This window comes from Citrobacter sp. RHBSTW-00859, assembly GCF_013729795.1.
In the GTDB taxonomy this organism is placed as follows: Bacteria; Pseudomonadota; Gammaproteobacteria; order Enterobacterales; family Enterobacteriaceae; genus Citrobacter; species Citrobacter braakii.
In genome coordinates, this window is record NZ_CP056284.1 from 614,240 (window position 1) to 635,689 (window position 21,450).

24 protein-coding genes are annotated in these 21,450 nt (G+C 48.5%); 10 read left to right on the forward strand and 14 right to left on the reverse strand.

The annotated features are described in order from the left end of the window. Window positions 1-135: 135 nt before the first annotated feature. A complete protein-coding gene (locus tag HV302_RS28520) occupies window positions 136-306 on the reverse strand; it encodes a helix-turn-helix domain-containing protein (protein WP_077258089.1) in 171 nt (56 codons plus the stop codon). Window positions 307-692: 386 nt separating this feature from the next. On the opposite strand from HV302_RS28520, the gene HV302_RS03090 reads away from it, so the two are divergent. Both HV302_RS03090 and HV302_RS03095 read left to right on the forward strand, forming a co-directional pair. Then, a complete protein-coding gene (locus HV302_RS03090) occupies window positions 693-1,124 on the forward strand; it encodes a maltose acetyltransferase domain-containing protein (protein WP_174329993.1) in 432 nt (143 codons plus the stop codon). Between the two features lie 28 nt (window positions 1,125-1,152). After that, window positions 1,153-1,809, forward strand: a complete 657-nt coding sequence (locus HV302_RS03095) for an ATP-binding protein (RefSeq protein WP_181626893.1) — start codon at window positions 1,153-1,155, stop codon at window positions 1,807-1,809. 56 nt (window positions 1,810-1,865) lie between these two features. Here HV302_RS03095 and HV302_RS03100 read toward each other — a convergent pair whose 3' ends face one another. The 4 genes from HV302_RS03100 to HV302_RS03115 all read right to left on the reverse strand — a co-directional run bounded on the left by HV302_RS03100 (window position 1,866) and on the right by HV302_RS03115 (window position 5,860). Next, window positions 1,866-2,486 carry an inovirus Gp2 family protein gene (locus tag HV302_RS03100; protein ID WP_046694512.1) on the reverse strand — a complete coding sequence of 207 codons (621 nt, stop codon included), beginning with the start codon at window positions 2,484-2,486 and terminating at the stop codon, window positions 1,866-1,868. A 192-nt stretch (window positions 2,487-2,678) separates the two neighbouring features. After that, window positions 2,679-4,103 (reverse strand): YfjI family protein, encoded by a 1,425-nt coding sequence (locus tag HV302_RS03105; RefSeq protein WP_115257457.1) that lies wholly within the window; start codon window positions 4,101-4,103, stop codon window positions 2,679-2,681. A 123-nt stretch (window positions 4,104-4,226) separates the two neighbouring features. Then, window positions 4,227-4,463: a helix-turn-helix transcriptional regulator gene (locus HV302_RS03110; RefSeq protein ID WP_046694510.1), complete on the reverse strand. Its 237-nt coding sequence runs from the start codon at window positions 4,461-4,463 to the stop codon at window positions 4,227-4,229. 512 nt (window positions 4,464-4,975) lie between these two features. Continuing rightward, entirely contained in the window at window positions 4,976-5,860 is an 885-nt protein-coding gene (locus HV302_RS03115; RefSeq protein ID WP_181626894.1) for a hypothetical protein, read from the reverse strand. Window positions 5,861-6,236: 376 nt separating this feature from the next. On the opposite strand from HV302_RS03115, the gene HV302_RS03120 reads away from it, so the two are divergent. Continuing rightward, on the forward strand, window positions 6,237-6,395 hold the full coding sequence (locus HV302_RS03120; RefSeq protein WP_103161909.1) for a hypothetical protein: 159 nt from the start codon (window positions 6,237-6,239) through the stop codon (window positions 6,393-6,395). On the opposite strand, the gene HV302_RS03125 is transcribed toward HV302_RS03120, so the two are convergent. From HV302_RS03125 to HV302_RS03135, 3 genes are all read right to left on the reverse strand, one after another. Next, on the reverse strand, window positions 6,392-7,006 hold the full coding sequence (locus tag HV302_RS03125) for a Fic/DOC family protein (RefSeq protein ID WP_170972974.1): 615 nt from the start codon (window positions 7,004-7,006) through the stop codon (window positions 6,392-6,394). The genes HV302_RS03120 and HV302_RS03125 overlap by 4 nt on opposite strands. A 4-nt stretch (window positions 7,007-7,010) precedes the next feature. Continuing rightward, window positions 7,011-8,327: a tyrosine-type recombinase/integrase gene (locus HV302_RS03130; RefSeq protein WP_115064751.1), complete on the reverse strand. Its 1,317-nt coding sequence runs from the start codon at window positions 8,325-8,327 to the stop codon at window positions 7,011-7,013. A gap of 705 nt (window positions 8,328-9,032) precedes the next feature. After that, complete coding sequence (locus tag HV302_RS03135) at window positions 9,033-9,464, reverse strand: hypothetical protein (RefSeq protein ID WP_181627500.1); 432 nt, start codon at window positions 9,462-9,464, stop codon at window positions 9,033-9,035. A 493-nt stretch (window positions 9,465-9,957) separates the two neighbouring features. On the opposite strand from HV302_RS03135, the gene HV302_RS03140 reads away from it, so the two are divergent. From HV302_RS03140 to HV302_RS03150, 3 genes are read left to right on the forward strand one after another with little or no spacing between them, the layout of a single operon-like run. Further along, a complete protein-coding gene (locus tag HV302_RS03140) occupies window positions 9,958-10,440 on the forward strand; it encodes an Hcp family type VI secretion system effector (RefSeq protein WP_101701232.1) in 483 nt (160 codons plus the stop codon). Next, the gene (locus tag HV302_RS03145) at window positions 10,437-10,916 is read left to right on the forward strand and encodes a DUF2778 domain-containing protein (protein WP_181598848.1); all 480 of its coding nucleotides are present in this window, start codon (window positions 10,437-10,439) and stop codon (window positions 10,914-10,916) included. Before HV302_RS03140 ends, HV302_RS03145 begins: the two co-directional genes overlap by 4 nt. After that, on the forward strand, window positions 10,916-11,182 hold the full coding sequence (locus HV302_RS03150; protein WP_047499199.1) for a hypothetical protein: 267 nt from the start codon (window positions 10,916-10,918) through the stop codon (window positions 11,180-11,182). Before HV302_RS03145 ends, HV302_RS03150 begins: the two co-directional genes overlap by 1 nt. A 483-nt stretch (window positions 11,183-11,665) precedes the next feature. Here the strand turns inward: HV302_RS03150 and HV302_RS03155 are convergent, their stop codons facing one another. The 5 genes from HV302_RS03155 to HV302_RS03175 all read right to left on the reverse strand — a co-directional run bounded on the left by HV302_RS03155 (window position 11,666) and on the right by HV302_RS03175 (window position 16,619). Further along, window positions 11,666-11,989, reverse strand: a complete 324-nt coding sequence (locus tag HV302_RS03155; protein WP_071524484.1) for a DUF1889 family protein — start codon at window positions 11,987-11,989, stop codon at window positions 11,666-11,668. A 113-nt stretch (window positions 11,990-12,102) separates the two neighbouring features. Further along, window positions 12,103-13,914, reverse strand: a complete 1,812-nt coding sequence (locus HV302_RS03160) for a diol dehydratase reactivase subunit alpha (protein ID WP_181626895.1) — start codon at window positions 13,912-13,914, stop codon at window positions 12,103-12,105. Window positions 13,915-13,924: 10 nt separating this feature from the next. Continuing rightward, the gene (locus HV302_RS03165; protein ID WP_016154578.1) at window positions 13,925-14,353 is read right to left on the reverse strand and encodes a diol dehydratase small subunit; all 429 of its coding nucleotides are present in this window, start codon (window positions 14,351-14,353) and stop codon (window positions 13,925-13,927) included. A 2-nt stretch (window positions 14,354-14,355) separates the two neighbouring features. After that, window positions 14,356-14,940 carry a propanediol/glycerol family dehydratase medium subunit gene (locus tag HV302_RS03170; RefSeq protein WP_016154579.1) on the reverse strand — a complete coding sequence of 195 codons (585 nt, stop codon included), beginning with the start codon at window positions 14,938-14,940 and terminating at the stop codon, window positions 14,356-14,358. A gap of 11 nt (window positions 14,941-14,951) precedes the next feature. Then, the gene (locus HV302_RS03175) at window positions 14,952-16,619 is read right to left on the reverse strand and encodes a propanediol/glycerol family dehydratase large subunit (RefSeq protein ID WP_181626897.1); all 1,668 of its coding nucleotides are present in this window, start codon (window positions 16,617-16,619) and stop codon (window positions 14,952-14,954) included. 391 nt (window positions 16,620-17,010) lie between these two features. Between HV302_RS03175 and HV302_RS03180 the strand changes: the two genes are divergently transcribed. From HV302_RS03180 to HV302_RS03195, 4 genes are read left to right on the forward strand one after another with little or no spacing between them, the layout of a single operon-like run. Next, window positions 17,011-17,439 carry a GlcG/HbpS family heme-binding protein gene (locus HV302_RS03180; RefSeq protein WP_003828504.1) on the forward strand — a complete coding sequence of 143 codons (429 nt, stop codon included), beginning with the start codon at window positions 17,011-17,013 and terminating at the stop codon, window positions 17,437-17,439. Window positions 17,440-17,461: 22 nt separating this feature from the next. Then, window positions 17,462-18,625, forward strand: a complete 1,164-nt coding sequence (gene dhaT / locus HV302_RS03185; RefSeq protein ID WP_016157511.1) for a 1,3-propanediol dehydrogenase — start codon at window positions 17,462-17,464, stop codon at window positions 18,623-18,625. 16 nt (window positions 18,626-18,641) lie between these two features. Continuing rightward, window positions 18,642-18,995, forward strand: a complete 354-nt coding sequence (locus tag HV302_RS03190) for a glycerol dehydratase reactivase beta/small subunit family protein (protein WP_181626898.1) — start codon at window positions 18,642-18,644, stop codon at window positions 18,993-18,995. Then, the gene (locus tag HV302_RS03195; RefSeq protein ID WP_181626899.1) at window positions 18,996-19,526 is read left to right on the forward strand and encodes a cob(I)yrinic acid a,c-diamide adenosyltransferase; all 531 of its coding nucleotides are present in this window, start codon (window positions 18,996-18,998) and stop codon (window positions 19,524-19,526) included. Here HV302_RS03195 and dhaR read toward each other — a convergent pair. After that, complete coding sequence (gene dhaR / locus HV302_RS03200; protein ID WP_181626900.1) at window positions 19,504-21,429, reverse strand: dihydroxyacetone kinase operon transcriptional regulator DhaR; 1,926 nt, start codon at window positions 21,427-21,429, stop codon at window positions 19,504-19,506. The two genes, HV302_RS03195 and dhaR, sit on opposite strands and share 23 nt — an antisense overlap. Window positions 21,430-21,450: the final 21 nt, after the last annotated feature.

Sequence of the window (21,450 nt, forward strand, 5' to 3'; positions counted from 1 at the left end):
GCTCAGGGCATAAAAACGTGAGCCGCCTTACGAAATAGAATTGATTCGACAGCTGTGAAGACTTACGTCCTGGACACAAATGGATCCTGGATAAATTACCATGCAACTTGATGAAATTATCATGTTTTATCTTATTTACAGATAAATCAAAGGGCTTTTAACACCACACTTCTTGGCATAATGGTTAAGTGTAGTAATGCTCGCTCTGGATGGGTTTGCTTCTATGCTGCGCAGGTATTTGTAAGAAATACCCATTCTACTGGCGAGTTGTTGTCGCATCAGGCCAGCGAAACTGCGCAATTTCATCAGCGTTTCTGGAGGGTTTCCTTTAAAACTTCATCGACAAAACCGCTTTTTACCGTAGATACAATAAGTGCCTCTTCTCTGCCATTATCCCAGCATCCAAGGTTACCGGGTTCTGATGTAGTCTGCCGATATGCAAGAAATGCAACGGCATCATGCTGGTTATGATGCTGTTTAATCTTCATTGTCACATGGACTATTCAGGGAGCGACAAGCGCTCCCACATGAAAACAGAACCACTCGTTTCATTTACGTGCTTCCTCAAAAGTAATCTCATACCCAATACTTCTGATTTAGTAGGGTTCTGATCATATCATGCAGCTCGATTGCGCTCAATTTGACGGTTTTCATCTTTACACAATGCTCGGTTATGATACTTTGTGATAGGCATGACAAGATCTGGCCGTAATTTTTTAGAAGTGAGTTTGCCCGCCACTTCACGGGACAGCATACATCCGGATAAAACCGGTAACAGGAAAGGCTCCACGCTGCATACGGAGGAAACAGAATTAATGAATGATAAATTGCCGCCCTGCGCTGATACCAGGGTGGAACGTGTCCGTCTTAAAGATGGGGATTACTTTTTCCCTGCTGAACCCGCCATAAAAGCGGATTCTTTGCGGACAAAATCGCTCCTTCATCGTTTTAACCACACCGATCCTGCTCATATTGATTCCCGCCTGCTACTGATGAAAGAGTTGCTGCCTGAATGTGGGGAAGGGGTATCTGTCACCACGTCTTTCCACTGCAGCAGGGGGTATAACATTCGTAAGCGTCGTCTCAGCACCGTCTGGCAGATCCTGAAATTCCTGAGAGGATAGTGGACACCAAATATGGTGGACACTATCCATGAAATCATTAACCACAGTGCGTAAAAAAAGCCCTAATTATCCCGTTGAGTTCAAAATCAAAATGGTTGAACTCTCGCATCGACCAGATATCCGAGTCTTTGCGTTTGCCAGCGAGGATAAGGAGTACCAACCGTTACTCGATGATATTCTGGATGGTCCAATGGTTGGGCGTTTTGATACTGAGGAAGCCGGAAAGGCTTTGATCGATGGTGGATTGATTGAGCGTTTGATGTCAACTATCATGCCCTTTATCACTTCAGAGGCCCCTCTACCCGATACGCATCTACGTCGGGAAACAACCTGGTATTATCCACTGGAAGCTATTCGCGAAACTGTTGTAAATGCACTGGCTCATCATGACTGGACACGCTTTGTTGAGATAGAGATTGGCTTGTATAGCAATCGATTTGAAGTTATTAGCCCTGGGGCGCTGAATAATTCGATGTCGGTTGAAAAGATGGTTGCAGGTCAGCGTTCACCACGTAATACGATTATCATGGAAGTCTTACGTGATTATGGTTACGTTGATTTCAGGGGGATGGGAGTCAGGACAAAGATTATTCCACTAACACAGGCCATGAGTGGCCAACTCCCTGAGTTTACTGCAACAGATGATTACTTGAAAACAATACTTTATCGCTCACCATCGTCTTGATATATAAGGTCTGGCCTTTCCATCCATAAGAAAGGCCATTTCTGTAAAAAAATAAATTACCCGCGACTGCAGCCGAAGCTACGGTCGCCATCTCCGTATACTTTTGTATCAAGTTTAGCCAGGTAGTCAAGACGATTCAGTAATTTATTGTATTCTCCTTCAAAGTTAAAATCATTGACGTCTAATATATAACGACAATTTTCAGGGTAGTGAACCAATCCCGGATAATCATCCAGTTCCAACCCCAGTGCACTGTACCATGCCCTTACAATCATCATCCGTAAATTGCTTTCAGCCTCATAATCACCTAAATGGTAATAAGCATCTTTGTTAAAAAAAAGACCAATATGAAAGTGGCATTTTCCCTCTTCGGAAAACTCCCTTACCCAAACATGACGAACTCGGTTTGGATATATTCTTTTGCCGTTGGCAGTTCTGGCTTTTTCATTGGCCTCCAGCATTGCATTTAACGCATTACGGAAACGGGATATGGCACCAGGCTCCACATTAGGGAAGCAGCAAACAGTATCTCCTCTGTCTAAAATAGGTGGATAATGTACATCAACACGTAATGCCATTGTTCTAGGGAATTCACTTACAGCATCATTGACGACTCGTTCAATATGCTTTTTATAGGCGAGTACATGCTCACCATGCGATCCTGGGTATAAATTCATAGATTAAATCCTTATGTATATTCCTACAATACTATTTACTTTTAATGATTTAAATAGATGCAAGCATTGCTTGATTGTAGGATAGATATAATATTAAAGATGATAGCAATATATTACCTATCCAACACTAAATTCGTCAAAAAAGTTACATTGCGTAACGCCAATGCTTTACCAATCCACTCTGCAATTAATTTAACTATAAATATTAAATTCGACATTAGCGGGTGCTATAAATACTGTTTTTCCTTTTTTAGCAGCGAATATCCTTTTTTGAGAATATAGTGTACCTAACAACTCATTCACTTTATTACGATTTCGAAACCTACTGGGTCCATATTGCAGTATAGTGTTTTTCCTGATGTAGGGTACAAAGCACCGACAGCAATACTCTTTAATCCAGAAGTAAAGTTCATCCGCTTCTGAATTAACCAGTGTAAATCCCGGGGGATGAGAAACAAGTCGAATATACTCATCAACATACCAGGCACTGATCTCCACAGCCGCCTCCGTAGTCAGAAGAGATATATCACCTTCATCACCATTAAAGTAATGCAATAATGCCGCAATTCTTGCCATATTTTCAGCCATTTTAGAGGCATAATCTTTAAAATTAGACAGTGCTCCAAGAATCCCCATTTCCGACTCAACTTTATTATAAAATTCGAGCCAGCGTTTTTCAGCCTCAGGGGAGAAGTACAGACACAGACGTTCATTTTCATCATTTCTGATAATACTCTCGTTAACGATCCCCATCAGTCGTAGATGAAATACCGGTAGATGCTCGCTTGAGACAACCGGGTTGGTAATTTGCCGGTAGCCCTGTGTTGAACCAGGCTGACACATCAAGCACCGTGCGAAGAATCCGATCCCTTTCGCTGTATCGCCTTTTCGTTCCAGATATCCTTTTTTAAGCACATCAGGCTGGACCATCAGTGCCAGCGTCATTCTGGCATCTTTGATTAATTTATCCGGTTCGCTTTTTCTTTCCACGGGAAACATTGCGCCATCCCACATTTTATTGATGAAAGGCAGTTCATTCAGCGCATAGCCGTTAAAAATGGTGCCAGCTTCATCAGACATAAGCCCGATAGACCGCCAGTGCCCACTGAGATAGTCTTTTATCGCCGCAGGTGTGGCATCATTGAATATCTGTCTGAACCTGACCGGTGCTTTCGGGTATGTTGCCAACAGCGCTTTCAGTCGTTCATTCGTTGTGGAATGTTCTTTGTTACGGGAAATCTCTGATTTCAGTTTTGACATCAAGGCTTTCTTTTCAACATTAAAAGCCGTTTCCTCATTCCGCCAGATAATCAGATCCTGGGTATATTTTTCAAACCATTCATCTTCCAGCTGATACAATGGCTTCATTAGCAGTTTGTCCACCGTACTTTTGCGTTCACCCGATTCCGCCAGTGTCAGTAAAAAAAGCGATACCGGGCTGCGCAGATTATTCAGTCTGCACACATCAATCCGGTTCTGGCAGGCAAGAGAAATAACCCCTAGTACTGATGCAGCAATCAAAGCCTGAGGAGCCTGCGTATGCTGTTCTACTTCGTAAACTGCATTTCTGATGATCTGTGGGAACACATGTACAGGAAAAGGACGACCACACAGCATAGATACCTCTCATTCAGTTAACGTTTAAAACGATTTCACTCATATTGCTATTCCGCTATTAATAGTAGAAATAGCAGGATGAACTCGGGTCATCCAAAAAATAAATGCAAAAAAAACCTGATGTTAACGCTCACTGATCCAATACAGCAGGTCACTTAACAGCCACCCGCAGGATTTCAGACCAATAGACTTACGCAGTGGAAACTGACCGACTTGCTCTAGTTTCCAGGCCGTTGAACGGGATACAGATGTAATGTGCTGACGCTCTTTTTCACGTACGAGGCGATCATGAGGTTCGCCATTGTTGCGTAATACCTGTAAGCGTTCTTCTGATGTTGGACTGTTGAATTTTGCTTTCATACTGCCTCCTTTGTTTCGATGGATGCAGCATGGCTCAAGCAGGCGCTAATATAAAAGAAGTTTACGGCTTATTAAGGTGCACATTGCTTATTGTGGTGCTTACAGTGGCTTGATGTGGTTTTTACGGTGGCTTAATGTGGGAACTTTAAAATACATTTGAGGCTTCTTAAATAGAATATTCGATGTGTTTACCGTTTTTCCTTTGCGTCATTACGTTTTTAGTAAAACCTGAAACATAAATATTGAAAAGGTTAAAAGAGAGATTCATTAAGAGATATGTATTAATCATGCAACTCACAATAATGAAAAAATCTCATAAATACATTTTTCTCAATATTAAATTTTCCATTTATGGCTATACTCTATATTAGCTTTGCATAATTAAGGATTAGTCAACAAAAAAAGTTATTATAACTTTCCCACCATAGATTGCTGAGAATGATAAATATTAGAATTCATGAATAATGCTAACAAGTTTTTATATTTGCCATAAAAATAAATTACTTGAAGTATCATTGAATTGATTTCAACCAGCGGCGAATAGTTTCCGGGCTGAACTCTCGCCCAGGTAATATATCCTTGGCATCCGAATTCAACATATTCGCGATTGGTGCAGCCTCAAGTTTACCATTTTTACTTTTATAGTATTTACTTAACATTATAAATATAGCATCCCGTTCTGCCTTAGATACCCTTTTTTTAGCCCCTTTAACAATTTCTTTAGCGTTCACATTTTGATCAACGTTACTTTCTGCTCCGGGAACTACTGACTTTATATTTTGAGGTGAAACCTCAACTGTACCTTCGGTAAATAAAGACTCATCTAAAACAGCTTCAATGTCAGGTCCAACAAAGAAGTCTTCTTTGAAAATTACAAAGGAATGATTAAAAAATAAAACATGATCACTTACATTGCCATTAATAATTACTGCTCCGGGAGTATTAATAATAGCATTACGTGAGGTTCCATTTGCAATATGATACCCTTCATTTGCAAAACGAGTTATTTTAGTTGGCTTTACTTCCCAAAAGCCATATGCCAGACCTTGATAAGAAATATAAGATGAAACAATTTCATTTTGATTTTTATTTTTTTCAATTTCACATTCTTGTGGATTTAGAGGAATAAAGACCCTGTAAGCCGTTGAACCAAAAACGCTTTGGTACTCATCAGAACCTGAAGTAATATTTTCTATTTCCGAATTGTCATCCCCTTCGAATGTTCTTTTCAAGCAACATGGAACAGCATCTAATTTTACAAATAGCTTCCTCGAAAAATTCAACCAATCGCTTATAACTTTCGTAATAGATATATTTTCCCGTTCACATATGTCAGTGATTGAAAGGAAACTGCCAGTCTCGACTGCATTATTATTTTTGTTATCTAAAGTAAACAAACATCCCCCTACTAATTATATAATAAAGATAGCGCTTTTAACTATTACGTTTATCATACATGATTTCTATTAAGAGAAACATAAAAATACATCGTTTTTAGAATCAAAAAAAACAACTTCTGAATGTGAATTAAATCACAAACTGTATAAATTAATCTAAAAAAATAGATGTGTATCATATGGTGGCAATTCAAGAATCACGCAACAGTCAAAAAATACAGATGACTAGAAAACTCATTGCCTTCTGCAGCGAATGGAGAACAAAGAACCAGATTTTTGGGCAAGACAAGCATACGCCGCCCTTCTAACTATTAATGATAACCTTGCTAGCATTCTCCTTCCGAACTAGAATCAGTGCAGTAAAAAGGGATCTCACATGACAAAAAAAACATCACATACTCAGATCACCAGGACTCAAATCTACCGTGCCGTCGCCAGCTCAACCGCGATCGAAACCGGTGTCTCTGTGCAAAAAATTGAGCAGCAACTCAAACAAAATCAGGCACAGGCAAAAGCCGTTGGCCTCGCCCGTTAATCTGGCAAGATGTCGCTCACCAGTTGCATCATAGGGCTGTAGTTCCCTGAGACACCCGCCTGTATTGCCTTGAAGTAAAACGCCTTGTGCTCATCCCACAGGCTGTAATCAAGTAAGCCCTTCCCTGCCAGAACCGACAGCACATCGCAAAGTAGCCGCGACAGACGCCCGTTACCTTCTCTGAATGGGTGGATCAAAATAAACTCCACATGGCATTCAGCCAGATAACTTACCAGCTCCAGGCGAGCCAGGGATTTGAGTTCACCAGACCGAGAAAGAAACTGCTTCTCGAAGCCATCAAGCAGCAGCGGAATCCTGTCGGCAGCCGCAAACTGAAAGCCATCCTTAGTTAGATTGGCATTACGCAGCCTCCCCGCCCAGTCGTACACATTCCCCAGCCATTTGCGATGCCACCTGCTGATGTGCTCAAAAGCCAGCGCCTCAGGCGGCTGGCCCTCAATAAATAGCTGCTCATACAGCATCAGCAGCAAGCCAGACTCCAGCGCCTCCATTTCCTGTTCATCAATAAATCCCAGCTTATTAGCCAGCACTAAGTCTCCAGAGCCCGGCTGATAGCGCTCCTCTGCAGAATTAAGCTCATATTTTGACAAGCTCTTACCTCCGCCCAAACAAGTTCACAACGTTGTTTTCCTGCTGCCGTTGATAGTTATTAACTCGGTCTTCCCAGATCTCAAGCGCTCTGCGCTTTTCAGTCAGGTAATCATAACGGTCATAGTGTTTCGAGCTGACATCATTCAGAGCGTGATTCTGAATACGGTCGCGGATCTCTTTGCTGATCCCCGCCTCCCCCATCAGAGTCTTACAGGTCCGACGTAAATCTCGCGCTGTGAAAACTTTAAACTCAGGATTAAAAGCTCGGAAATACATGATGGAACGCGCCAAGCTATCAGTACGTACCGGTCGATCTCCATTGGTCGAGAGTGGGAAGATATAGGGACTGTTGCTTTCCTTAGTCAGTTCTTTCACTGAGGCTAATTCCTGTAGTGCCGATTCAGTCAGCGGGATCAGATGCTCACGCTTGTTTTTCGATACATCTGCTATGACCAGCAACGTCTTTTGTTGCCAATCAATAGCACTCCACTGGCTGGCAATCATTTCAAACGGACGCTGCCCACCAGCATAAACACAGAAGCGAATCAGATGCTGCATCAGCGGCCCAACGTTGGTAGCTTCGGCGAACTGTTCCATGACAACACGCAACTCTTCCAGCGTTAACCATGTATCACCCACTTTTTCCGCCGAAGACTGTTTCGGTATGGCCGAGACCGGGTTAACTTCAAGACCAAACGTGATACCTACGCTGGTATTCATCGGATCGTTATCAGCTTTCAGGCCGTAGTTAAATGCCGCCATCAGATACGAGCGAATCCGATTAGCATGCACCACCGCATCACGCTGGATAATGCCTGAGAGGATGGTTTTAATCTGCAGAGGTGTTACATCTTTCGCTTTGGTTTCTCGAGGGATAACCGTGTAGCACTCTTTTTCAAGACGCTTCAGAACATCAGCCCAGGTCCGCTTATTGTCGAGCTTCATCTTGTGAACGTAGCCATGCACCAGCTCTTCAAACGATCCTTGAGAGCGATGGATCTGCCTAATGTGCTCTTCGGCCAGGCGTTGTTGCTCAAGCTCTTGTTGGGGCTCTTTTCCTTCAACAAGCCAGGCTCCATACTTTTTCGCCAACTCATTGGCCGTCACTAGCTTCATCTCAGGCCAGATGCCCAACTGGATGAACTTCTCTTTCTTCCCTTTCTCAACGTAATAACGGAAATAAAAAACTTTGCTGCCTGAAGGCTGAACCTTAACGCCAAGTCTGCCTGTACCACGCTGTGCACTGTTGCTCCACACGTAGTACGACGTACTTTTTGTCTTTAATCCACGTATAGCAGTCTCGGTAAGATTAGCGGCCATGTGGTTACCTTTCTGAGGATAAGCGTTACCTGACCCAATGCCCATTTTGGGTCAGGTAATGGGTCAGGTAAGGATAGTACAATGGGGAAATGAGAGAACCAATCAGAAACAAAAATAACTTTATAAGTGATTGATTATAGATAATTAAAAATACAAACAGAGACAATGACGAACAATTAAAAACATACCGATTTTATGACTCATAATCGCTTGGTCGCTGGTTCAAGTCCAGCAGGGGCCACCAAACACAGCAAGGGCTGGCGAGTAATCGTCGGCCCTTTTGTTTTTTCCGGGGATATGCCGGGGATATTCCAGAAAGGTAACCATGGTGATTTATGGTTATTTTATGACCGCCCACCATATCTACAGCATTTCTTGCTTAGTGCCATTCGCAAAACGTTAACATTTGCATACATTGACGATGTGTGAAGCTGGTGGACGAACTCCACGCATAAGCCCGCCCGCATCATATAAAAAAGGCTGGCACGTCTTTTTGCGTACCTTGCGTACCCAGTTTTTCACTGCGCAATCTGATGAATAGCGTTTCTGATGTTTGTCACGCTGCCAGCGAATGGCCCGTGTAACCCTGGCATTTCTAAGCATGAGAATGGCTCTTTGAACCTTAACATTTCTTAACATCTGGCTTGCCCCGGCGCAAGCTAATGGCTCGTAAAACCTTAGGAATTCTTAGGGGCTGGCTGGCGGTCATAAACGCCGCAAACCCTTTGCATTTGCACCCGCTAGGCGGTATGCGTCGATCAGTTTTTCGCGTTTTACCGACTCCGAATTCGCAGTTTTTTTTGCGCAGTTTTGCGTAGTTTTTTTTTGCGAATTCGCAGTTTGTTTATCTTTGGCATCGTCTTTCTTTTCTCCGTGCCGTCTTAACTTACCTGCTCCGGGTAACGTCGGCAAAATATTTTGCTCAGTACCCGGCGCAATATCCCGGCGCACGCCGTCGAACTCAAAAAGTACCGCTGCGGGATAGAAATCATCTCGAGCACTTGCGACAACAAACACACGTCTGCGTCGTTGGGCCACTTCCGAAAAATTGAAGATTACCCGCCGCCGGGAGAAGGAAAACCGCAGGAGCGGAAAAGGAAACCGGGCGATCAGTGGCGGCTCACGTCTGAGTGCCACGTTAATTAATAAAACAGGTTAATAATTATTAAAATAACCTAAAATGCAGATAATCAATATCCGATAGATAACAAACAATATCGAACAAATAATTTACATTACCCTGAATGATTTCATCGGTTTATCTCGGTGCGCAATCCATTCAAATATTCTATCATTACATTGAGCTGTTCCCGATTGGCGGCCAGCATCTCACCAGAAAGTGAACCACATAAAAATCCATGATAATGGACAAAGAAAAATGCTTCAGAATTTAAAGATCACTTATATTCTTCCAGTTTTTTTAATTCCAAATTATCGCATTTATGAATTTTTTATGTTTCTCGATTTCAATATTCTCCATTATACTTTCCTTTCATTTATTTTTTATATAAATCCAAATAACACATTCACATATATGTTATTTACCAGCTTACAATAAAATTATTTTAGACATACTAGCGGCTTAGGTTATAGGATTTAGTCACCTCATTAACTAAAAGGCGTTTATATAATGGCTATTCCTGCATATTTATTTTTAAAAGACGACGGCGGCGCGGATATCAAAGGTTCAGTTGATGTCCAGGATAGAGAGGGAAGCATAGAGATTCTATCTTTTGGTCATAGTCTGCATATTCCGACAGACAGCAGAACCGGAAAACTCACCGGCACCAGGCAACATGCCCCCCTTAACTTTCAAAAAGAGTTCGACTCTTCCAGCCCGTATCTTTACAAGGCTATTGCCACCGGGCAGACACTTAAAAGCGCAGAATTTAAATGGTACAGAATTAACGACGCCGGGCAAGAAGTTGAATACTTCAACATGTTGCTTGAGAACGTGAAGATCGTCAGCTCCGCGCCGCATATGCTCGATATCAAAAACCCGGCGACCGAAAAACATAATCATCTTGAAAACGTAGCCATGCGGTATGAGCGGATTACCTGGAAATACTGTGATGGCAACATTCAGTTTTCTGATGCGTGGAATGAAAGATGATCCGGTGCACCTTCCATCTTAATGGCGGACAGCTATCAACATTAAGTTGCCCGGGCGTGGGTTTTTTCCCGGCGTACTCAGGAAATGCAGGGCCACACAGGAATAACCCTGCTTCGATTACAGTAGTAAAAAAAGGGCCATTGCCGCCCGGTCTTTACTACATCGTGACGCGCCAAAGAGGCGGGCTTCACTCCCGCTGGCGGGATATGGTGCACGGCTTAGAGAGCGGCTCAGATCGCGATCTATGGTTTGCGCTTTATCGCCAGGATAGCCAAACTGATGATATCTCATTCATAGACGGTGTTGAGCGGGGTAACTTCCGTTTACATCCCGCGGGTAAATCGGGCATTAGTGATGACTGCATTACGCTACCCAGCCATGCAGATTACGCAATCTTACTTGAGGCTTTATTAAGCACACCATCAGTTATGGTTACGGCTCAATTAAAAGCGTTCGGCACAATACAGGTGTACTGATGAAACCGGCCACACATGTTTTTTTATGGCTTTCTGAACTGCTCGCCCTGACAGTGGTTTACACCCTGCTTTGTTACTTCATCCCTGATGAAGCGTTTATGGCGTGGTATGAGGAAAACTATGGATTCATACAGGAAGCGCACTGGAATGACGGGTTTTCACTGATTCTGTATTTTCTGGCTATAGCCATCACTACGTTTGCGATCTGGTTTATTGCTGCTGCCAGACAGAGGAAGTGGAAAAAATCACAGGGTGAAAACACATGACGTTTACGTGTCCAGGCTCTGCCAACGTATTACCTTGTGATTCGAACATGACCACCTGACAGGTTGCTACAGCGGAAATACACCACAAACGCGCCGAAGTTATTAGGCGCGTTTTTATTACCTGTAACTTTTAACGCCCCACAATCCATACTCAAAAAATCACAAAAATTACTTTATATAAAAAAGTGTCCACCTGTTCACCTTTTGGATTTTTATTATATTTATCATGAAATTAAGTGGTTAACATCCACTTCAGCCACGTCGATAATGTCCAGCTTGTTCGCTAAGACCAAATCAACTGAACCAGGCTGATAGCGCTCTACCTGTTTGCACCGAAATGTGAAATGAGTAACAAGAAAAACAAGTCAGGCAGGGACGGAAAGTGTTTCACGTGATAAGGCGAGAACATGCGAAAGGCAACCCCCTCTGGACGTCGCCATCCAGAGATGGAAACGTCCGTTAGAGTTTGATTCGATAGTCAGCTCAAACTAGCTCTTTGAGCTGCTCCTGCATATAAGTTGAAAAATACTCTGGGTTCTTGATAAGGATGCGGTTACCGGAGGCCACTTTTTCTGCCCATCCGGCCACTTTTTTCGTGAACTCGGGATTCCATCCCTCCTGCTCACCCCGTGCCATCACAGCTTCCGGACTTGCTGGCACACCTAAGTCATGCAAATACTTTAAGATTCCCTTAGCGGTACTTTCATCCATTGAATGGGGTACTGACGCCGAAGTGTTCATACCACCAATAAAATCCAATGCTTTCTCAATTGCTGTTGGCATGCTCTTATCCTTAAAATTAACCACGTGAGAGACACATTTATACTATGTACCCAACTCCGCCGGGATATCAAAGAGAACATCACCTTTATTTGATTTACCCCGCAGCTAAACGCTTGCGGCGGCTGTTTTCTGCACGATTAATTCGCTATTCCGGCCAAAACCAGCCCGGTCGCTACCGCATTACGCGGCCCTTCGGTACCACGGATGTTGCCCTGTCCGGCAACCACGCCGTAATGCGCCAGCGCGTCGGTGATCATCTGCGGGATTTCGAAATCCAGCGAGGAGCCGCCCACCAGCACCACAAAAGTCATATCACGAATAGAGCCCCCGGGTGATACCTGGCGTAAAGCGCGCAGGCAGTTGGTCACAAAAACCTTCTCTTTGGCCTGTCGGCGCACCAACCGAATTTTTTCCAGCGAGGTCTGGTTATCTACTGGGATCAGCTCGCCGTTTTTCAGATAAACGACTTTGGCAAACACTGACGGACTGAGCGGTTCGCGAAAAAACTCCACCGCGCCGTTTTCGTGGCGAATGCTGAACAGGCTCTCCACTTTTGCCAGCGGGTATTTTTTAATTTCCTCCGCCAGAAACGGATCGCTTAAGCCCAGCTCGGTTTGAATCAACAGGCTGACCATATTCCCCGCGCCAGCCAGATGGACCGCTTTCACAACGCCATCGCTATTGATAATGGCGGCATCGGTAGAGCCTGCGCCTAAATCGAGGATCGCCAGCGGTGCAGCACATCCGGGCGTTGTTAACGCACCGGCGACAGCCATGTTGGCCTCCACGCCGCCGACTTCAACCGGGATGTTTAACCGGACGCTCAGCTCACTGGCGATGGCCTGCATCTGTAAGCGATCGGATTTCACCATCGCCGCAATGCCAACGGCGTTCTCCATTGAACACTCCCCGGCAATACCGCCCTGCACCTTGCGGGGAATAAACGTATCCACCGCCAACAGATCCTGAATATACACCGCGTTCATGTCGTGACCGGTCAGCGAGGCCATCACCTTACGCACTCGCTCCAGCATGCCGCCTGCATGCGTACCTGCTTCACCACGAATATCGCACACGGGCGCACAGGTGCTCATCGCCTGCATAATGGCCTGTGCGCCTTGCGCTACGTCGGCTTCACCGCCACGCTTTTCGCCGCGGATAAAGATCTTACCCGCCGGGATCACCCTTGAGCGCACATCACCCTGCGGGGTTTTCAGCACCACGGCGGAACGGTTGCCAATTAGCGCCCTGGCGATGGGGACGATGGTTTGCGTTTCCTCGGGCGTCAGGGTAAAGAAGGTCGCGATGCCGTAAGGATTCGACAGCACACGCACCACCTGTCCTGGGGCCGCCACTTCCACCGCCGCCAGCACACCTTCCGGCACCTTCTCCAGCAGGGTGACTTCATCTACCACCGGCATTGTTCGACGCAGGCGATTGTTCACCAGCACGCCATCATCTTTTTTCAGGATCGCCGCTACCACGTTGACCCCGCGATCCAGCGCCTCATTGATAAACCAAACCGCCTCGAGGAAATCCCTCTCCTCACCGACCAGTGGGATCCAGCCCTGGGCAAACCGATCTTCACTCAACGCCGCCAGCTTCTCCACGGCGATGGTAGTTCCCATTCCCACGCCAACGCCGCCGGGCGTTTGCGGGTTATGCCCAATCATTGTTGATTCGGTAATGATGGTTTCAGTGATGGTTTCCATCGCCACATCGCCAATCACCGGTGCCGCCTCGTTGATGCAGATTTTCGCCACGTCCTGAAGCGACCACGGGGTGTTATTCAGCGCCTGCTGCAGGGAGGCCACCACCCCGGCAATATTGTCCCGTGTGCCTTTCATACCGGTCGTAGCGACAATCCCGCTGGAGATAAACCGGCCATGCTGCGCCAACGCCACTTCGGTGGTGGCGTTGCCGATATCAATCCCTGCAATTAACGGCATACAACCTCCGTCACTGGCTGCCTTTACGCAGCTTGTTTCTCTGCTGATACACCTCTGCCGACTCGCGGACAAACCCGGCGTTCACCGTGGCATGCCAGGTATGTTCCAGTTCATCGGCAATGGCCTGAAGCTCGGCGAACGAAGAACGAAACGGCCGCAGCGCGTTGTAAATTTCAAGAATACGGGCATCCGGGATTGCTATAAGCTCCGCCGCACGACGGAAATTACGCGCCACGGCGTGACGCTGCATCTGTTCGGCAATCTGCGCCTGGTACTCCAGGGTTTGCTGAGAAATACGCACATCCTGCGGACCTACGCGGCCCGCCAGCACATTCTCAAGGGTAATCTCGGTTAGCGGTTTGCCGGTAGGAGTCTGGATTTTCTCCGGGCAGCGGGTCGCTAATGGATAATCCTGCGCGGTCATGATGTTGTCGTTCATGGTCATTCCCTTACGAGTGCAATATGCAGCGTGACAGGCGCAGCATCCTGCACCACGTGTTTGGTTTCTTTGATATGAAACAGCGCGGCCTTGGCCATAAATTTGGGTCGTACCATCTGGTCATTAACCACTGGCACTGGCGAAGGCGACTCTTTACGTGCATAGCGCGCGGCGTTTTTACCAATCTGGCGATAGGTTTCCAGCGTCAGCAGCGGAGCCTGAGAGAACAGCTCAAGGTTGCTCAGAGGCAGCAGATCGCGCTGATGAATCACCGTGGTTCCTTTCGACTGGATACCAATCCCGATGCCAGAACCGCTGAGATTTGCCGCATCCCATGCCATAAATGAAACATCCGAGGTGCGCAGAATCCTCACCACCCGTGCATGCAGCCCCTCTTCTTCAATGCCGGCAACCAGCTCTTTCAAAATCGCTTTGTGCGGCATATCAATCAATGTTTTGTGCTGATACTTATCAAAGGCCGGGCCGACGCCTATCACGACTTCATCCACGCGTTCGTCCGCTTTAGCCGCCTCGCCTTCGCTCACCTGCAAGGTGAAAACCGGCTTACGTTCAGTTGTGCATTCCACTGTGTACCGCCTTATTCGATCGAGCCGGGCTGAACCACGCCCGCAATATTTTTAATTTCCGCCCAACGTTCGGCAGAGATGCGATAGCCGGTGCCGGGTCCCTGATAATCGTTGATGTCATTAACGGCGCTGACGACGTCGAACTGACGATCCAGAATGGCCGACGTTTGCAGATAATCACCAGTAACACGCTGCCTCAGCATGTTGAGGATATTGCTGGCGATGTCTTCGAAGCCGCTGGAACTCAACGCGCCGACGATATCCAGCCCGGTGATATTGCGTTTCATCATCTCTTCCACGGCAGCCAAATCTTCCACCACATTGCGCGCGGGCATATCTTTGCTGCCGTGAGCGTAAGTGGCGGCCTCCACCTCTTCATCGCTAATCAGCGGCAGGCCCAGTTCGCGGAACACCGCCTGAATGGCGCGCGCGGCCTTATTGCGGATGGCGATTGTCTCCTCTTCCGTGACCGGACGCAGGCCCCCATCAACCATCAGATCGCGTTGCAGAATGTTGTAATCATCGAAGTCTTCAGCGTCGAAGTTCGACCCGGCAAACATGTTGTCGTAGTTCGGTACCGCGCTATAGCCGGAGAAGATAAAGTCGGTGCCCGGCAGCATCTGCATCAGGGTGCGGGCAGTACGACGAATATCGGAGTGGGAAAAGGTCTGGTCATTGGCGGAGGCCACTTCAAGGTCGAGCATCGAGGCAATCAGGTTTTCCGCCAGCACCGCGCGAATCCCCGACGGCACAGCGCCGGTCATGCCGATACAGCTGACCGCGCCGTTTTGTAACCCCTGTACGCCCGCACCTTTGGTGATAAAAATGCAACGCGACTCCAGGTAAAGCATCGATTTACTTTCGGAATAGCCCATCAGCGCTTCCGAACCGGTACCGGAGGTGTAGCGCATCTTCAGACCACGAGAAGCATACGCCGAGGCAAGAAACGCTTTTGACCACGGCGTATCATCGCCATCGGTAAACACCGACTCCGTGCCATATACCGACACCGTTTCGGCGTAGCTGGTTAGCCCGCGCATTCCCAGTTCCAGCTCCGTGGCCTCTTCAACGGAGCATTGCGTCAGCACGCCGGGGCGACCGCATTGGGACCCCACCAGCAGCGCCAGGGCGTTAAACGGCGCATAGCGGGCGATCCCGACCGTTGTTTCCTGTTCGGAAAAGCCACGGATCCCCGCTTCAGCAGCGTCGGCAGCAATCTGTACCGGGTTATCTTTCAGGTTGGTCACGTGGCACTGATTGGAGGGGGTTCGTCTGGCGCGCATTTTTTGCAGCGCCATCATCATCTCCACCACGTTCATTTGCGCCATCACCTCCACCGCTTTCGCCGGGGTGATGGCAGTCGTAATGGCAATGATCTCATCCCGACTGACGTGGATATCCACCAGCATTCTGGCGATCTCCAGCGCGTCGAGCTGCATGGCGCGCTCGGCCTCGGGCACGTTAATCGCGTAATCGGCAATGAAACGGTCAATCATGTCGAACTCGGCGCGGCTCTTGCCGTCCAGCTCAACAATACGACCATTTTCCACCTTCACCGACGAAGCCGGATCGTAAGGGCTTTCCATTGCGATCAGCCCCTCTTCAGGCCATTCGCCAATTAGCCCATCCTGATTTACAGGCCGCTGGGCAAGCACTTCGAATCGTTTTGATCTTCTCATAGTTTATGGACTCAAAAGATAAAAAATAGGGACGCCGGGCCGTATTGCCGGGGACACAACACCCGGCATTCGCCTTTCATTAGCAATAGCCGAACTCTAAATGAGCAGGACAATAAAAAAATAAAATTAATTTCGTTCCAATTTGGTACGTAATAAAAAACCATCGTTTCATATTGAAACGCGGCTCAGGAATATTCGCCGTGAATTGTGACGAGGTTAAATGATCATTATCAATAAACGCCACAACAGGAAACTGAACGTAATATTTTTGAAATCCCTACCCTATTGACTTAATAACGCGGGGCGAGAAAATAAGATAAAGCCAATGATAAAAATAGCTGTTGCGCGATATTTTCGTGACCTCAGCCCTACAACCTTTTCAGGAGAGAATGTGAATAAGAGCCAACAAATCGCCACCATTACGCTGGCGGCTGCAAAGAAAATGGCGCAGGCCGTGGAGGCTAAAGCGCTTGAAATCAACGTTCCGGTGGTGTTTTCCGTGGTGGATCACGGCGGGAACACGCTGCTAATGCAACGTATGGACGACGCGTTTGTCACCAGCTGTGATATCTCTCTTAATAAAGCTTATACCGCCTGCTGCCTGCGACAGGGTACCCATGAAATTACCGATGCGGTACAACCAGGTGCCTCTCTATATGGCTTGCAGCTCACCAATCAACAACGAATTGTTATTTTTGGCGGCGGTTTACCTGTCATATTAAACGGCAAATTAATCGGTGCCGTTGGCGTAAGTGGCGGTACCGTCGAACAAGACAGATTATTAGCAGAAACCGCATTGAATTGTTTCTCTGAATTATAATTTAAATCTAAGAAGGTATATTATGAGCTATCGTATGTTTGATTACCTGGTGCCAAATGTGAACTTCTTTGGCCCCAATGCTATTTCCGTGGTCGGCGAACGCTGTAAACTGTTGGGCGGTAAAAAAGCGCTGCTGGTCACTGATAAAGGTCTGCGGGCGATTAAAGACGGCGCGGTAGATAAAACCCTCACACATCTGCGTGAAGCCGGTATTGACGTCGTGGTTTTTGACGGCGTTGAGCCAAACCCCAAAGACACCAACGTGCGCGACGGCCTGGAGGTCTTTCGGAAAGAGCATTGCGACATCATCGTTACCGTTGGCGGCGGTAGCCCGCATGACTGCGGTAAAGGCATCGGTATCGCCGCGACTCACGAAGGGGATCTCTACAGCTATGCCGGGATTGAAACCCTGACCAACCCGCTGCCGCCGATCGTTGCGGTGAATACCACCGCCGGGACCGCCAGCGAAGTCACCCGCCACTGCGTGCTGACCAATACCAAAACCAAAGTGAAGTTTGTGATTGTCAGCTGGCGCAACCTGCCGTCGGTCTCTATTAACGATCCGCTGCTGATGCTCGGCAAGCCAGCCCCACTGACTGCGGCCACCGGGATGGACGCCCTGACCCACGCCGTGGAAGCCTACATTTCCAAAGATGCCAACCCGGTCACCGACGCTGCCGCTATCCAGGCGATCCGCCTGATCGCCCGTAACTTGCGCCAGGCCGTGGCGCTGGGCAGCAACCTGAAAGCTCGCGAGAACATGGCCTACGCCTCCCTGCTGGCGGGTATGGCCTTCAACAACGCCAACCTCGGCTACGTTCACGCGATGGCGCATCAGCTTGGCGGTCTTTACGACATGCCGCACGGCGTGGCGAATGCCGTACTGCTGCCGCACGTAGCACGCTATAACCTGATCGCTAACCCGGAAAAATTTGCCGACATCGCAGAGTTTATGGGCGAAAACACTGACGGACTCTCCACCATGGATGCCGCCGAGCTGGCCATTCATGCTATTGCCCGCCTCTCCGCCGACATCGGTATTCCGCAGCATCTGCGCGATCTGGGCGTCAAAGAAGCCGATTTCCCGTATATGGCGGAAATGGCGCTGAAGGACGGCAACGCCTTCTCCAACCCGCGCAAAGGGAACGAGAAAGAAATTGCCGAGATCTTCCGTCAGGCATTCTGATAACGCAGGGGGCGCAATGTCACTTTCATCACCGGGCGTACATCTGTTTTATCACTCACGCTGGCAGGATACTCGCGTGCTTGATGAGCTGTGTTGGGGGCTGGAAGAGCAAGGCGTCCCCTGCCGGGCAATCTGTTGCGACGATCATGACTGCGCGCTGGCGCTCGGCAAACTGGCGGCCAAAAGTTCGGCGCTGCGCGTGGGTCTCGGTCTCAACGCCACCGGAGATATTGCCTTAACCCATGCCCAGTTGCCCGAGGATCGGGCGCTGGTCTGCGGGCATACCCGCGTCGGGACAGCACAGATCCGCACGCTCGGCGCCAATGCCGGTCAACTGGTTAAAGTTCTTCCCTTCAGCGAGATAAAATAAATGTACCGCATCTATACCCGAACCGGTGATAACGGCACGACCGCGCTGTTTGGCGGCAGTCGTATCGATAAAGACGACATCCGCGTTGAGGCCTACGGCACGGTGGATGAACTGATTTCCCAGCTTGGCGTCTGCTATGCCAGCACGCGCCAGGCCGAGCTACGTCAGGAACTGCACGCTATGCAGAAGATGCTGTTCATACTGGGGGCGGAACTCGCCAGCGATCAGAAAGGACTCACACGCTTAAAACAGCGTATTGGCGAAGAGGATATTCAGGCGCTGGAGCAGCTTATTGACCGCAATATGGCACAAAGCGGCCCGCTCAAAGAGTTTGTTATTCCGGGGAAAAATCAGGCATCGGCACAACTGCACGTTGCGCGAACCCTGACGCGTCGGCTGGAGCGGATCCTCATCGCGATGGGCAGAACGCTGACGTTACGCGATGAGGCCAGGCGTTATATCAACCGGCTGTCGGATGCGCTGTTCTCGATGGCCAGAATCGAAGAAACTACTCCAGATGTTTGCGCTTAAACTGGCTGGCATCAATGTCGTACTGCTTCATCTTACGCCACAGGGTGGTGCGACCAATATTCAGCAGTTGCGACATCTCCTGAACACGCCCACTGGTCACGCGGGCGGCATGGATAATCGCCTCTTTCTCGATGGCGGTAAAGGTCAGGCTGGCGGGCAGCAGTGAAGACGCCGTTTCCAGACCAGGGCGTTCGGCAAACAGATAATCCGGCAGATTGCTCAGCCGAATATGGCCGTTATCACTGCTGATGGCGATATTTTCAATAATGCTGTTCAGCTCAAAATCATTACCCGGCCACGAATAGGCCACCAGTTGTGCCAACGCGTCGTCGTCGACCTTCAGGCTGGATGAAAAGCGTTTTTTCAGGCTATTCAACCGCGTATAAATCAGCGATGGAATACTGTTACGCCGCGCCCGCAGCGGCGGGATTACGATCTCAAAAGAGTGCAGCGCGTAATACAACTGACGGCTAAAGCGGTTTTGCTCCACCAGATTAGCGAGATCAACCGTAGTGGTGGCGATCACTTTGACATCCACCGGAATCAGCCGCCGGGCATCCAGGCGGGTTAAAACCCCCTGCTTGATCACCTGCAGCAGCGCGGATTGTAACTCCGGCGCCAGATATTCAATTTTTTCAAGAAACAGCGTGCCGCCGTTCGCCAGTTCAAGACGGCTCAGCCGACCGTTTTCATCATCAGTGGGCGCACTGCCCATAAAATCCTGCCCCAGTACGCTGTTGGCATACAGCTGGCAGTTCACGGCGATATACGGCCCGCTGGCGCGTTCGCTTTCATTGTGAATGGCCTGACTCAGTAGCTCTTTACCGACGCCCTCTTCCCCGCACAGCAGGATCGGGAAACTTCCCCTCGCCGCCTGACGACCAAAGTGGATCAAACGTCGGGTTTCTGGATCGTCTGTCGACATCTGCTCAAAGGTGTGGCTCACCTTGCCGAGCTGGCTGGTCATCAGTTGACGCATTTGCTCCACCGGATGCAGCAGCAGGATAAAGCTGTTGCCCTGCTCTTCAACAATCGGTTTCAGGGTGATGACGGCATCAACAAACTGGTGCTGGCTTTCAAAGGTGACTTCGACATGATTCAGGCCGCGGGCATGTTTGATCGCCCGACGCAGCAGCATGGGGAGATTGAGCAGGTCGTTAATATTCTTCCCCTGGCTGGCCTGCGCGTCGAGATGCAAAAGCAGCGCCGCGCGCGCATTGAGGAACTGCAATACGCCCTGTTCGTTCCAGGCCATCACGCCATCATCCATACTCTCCAGCAGCCCGTACATCTGGTTCAGATGGCGGTTGGATTCAGCCAGCAGGCTGTCAGTCAGCAATGAGTTGCCGACTTCTCTGGCAATCGCCAGCGTCAAGGATAAATCAGAAACGCACTCGTGCTCTACCAGACAGCACAACGAGATGGAGCCAAACAGTCGACCATGGTTATCGAATACTGGCGTAGAGCAGAACGACCACGGATGCAACGCCTGTTTAAAGTGTTGATCGCCAGAGGTTTTTGTCGGCTGCCCCGGCATCGTCGCCAGCGACAACGCGCAGCTGCCAATAATGCTTTCCGCACAGTAACTGCCGTCGCGAAAACCGAGCTCCGCCAGTTGCTCCACCGTCTGCGGATCGCCGCAACGGCTGAGAATACAGGCCGATTCATCCAGAATTAACAGCGCGCACGGACGGCCGTCCATAAACTCCCAGGCATCTTCCAGCGCGGCCTGAGCAATCGTCAGCAGCGCCGTTTTGCGACGACAGATCGACTCAAAGGTCAGGCCCTGCGCCTGATGCGGCGCCTGCCAGGTTTCCCGCTGCATAAACTTGCTGCAACGATGCCATGACTGGGCAATGACCGAAGAGACTTCCTTCCCAATGTCCTGAGTGTGCGTCGTCATATCCCTTTCCGCTGTTTTACC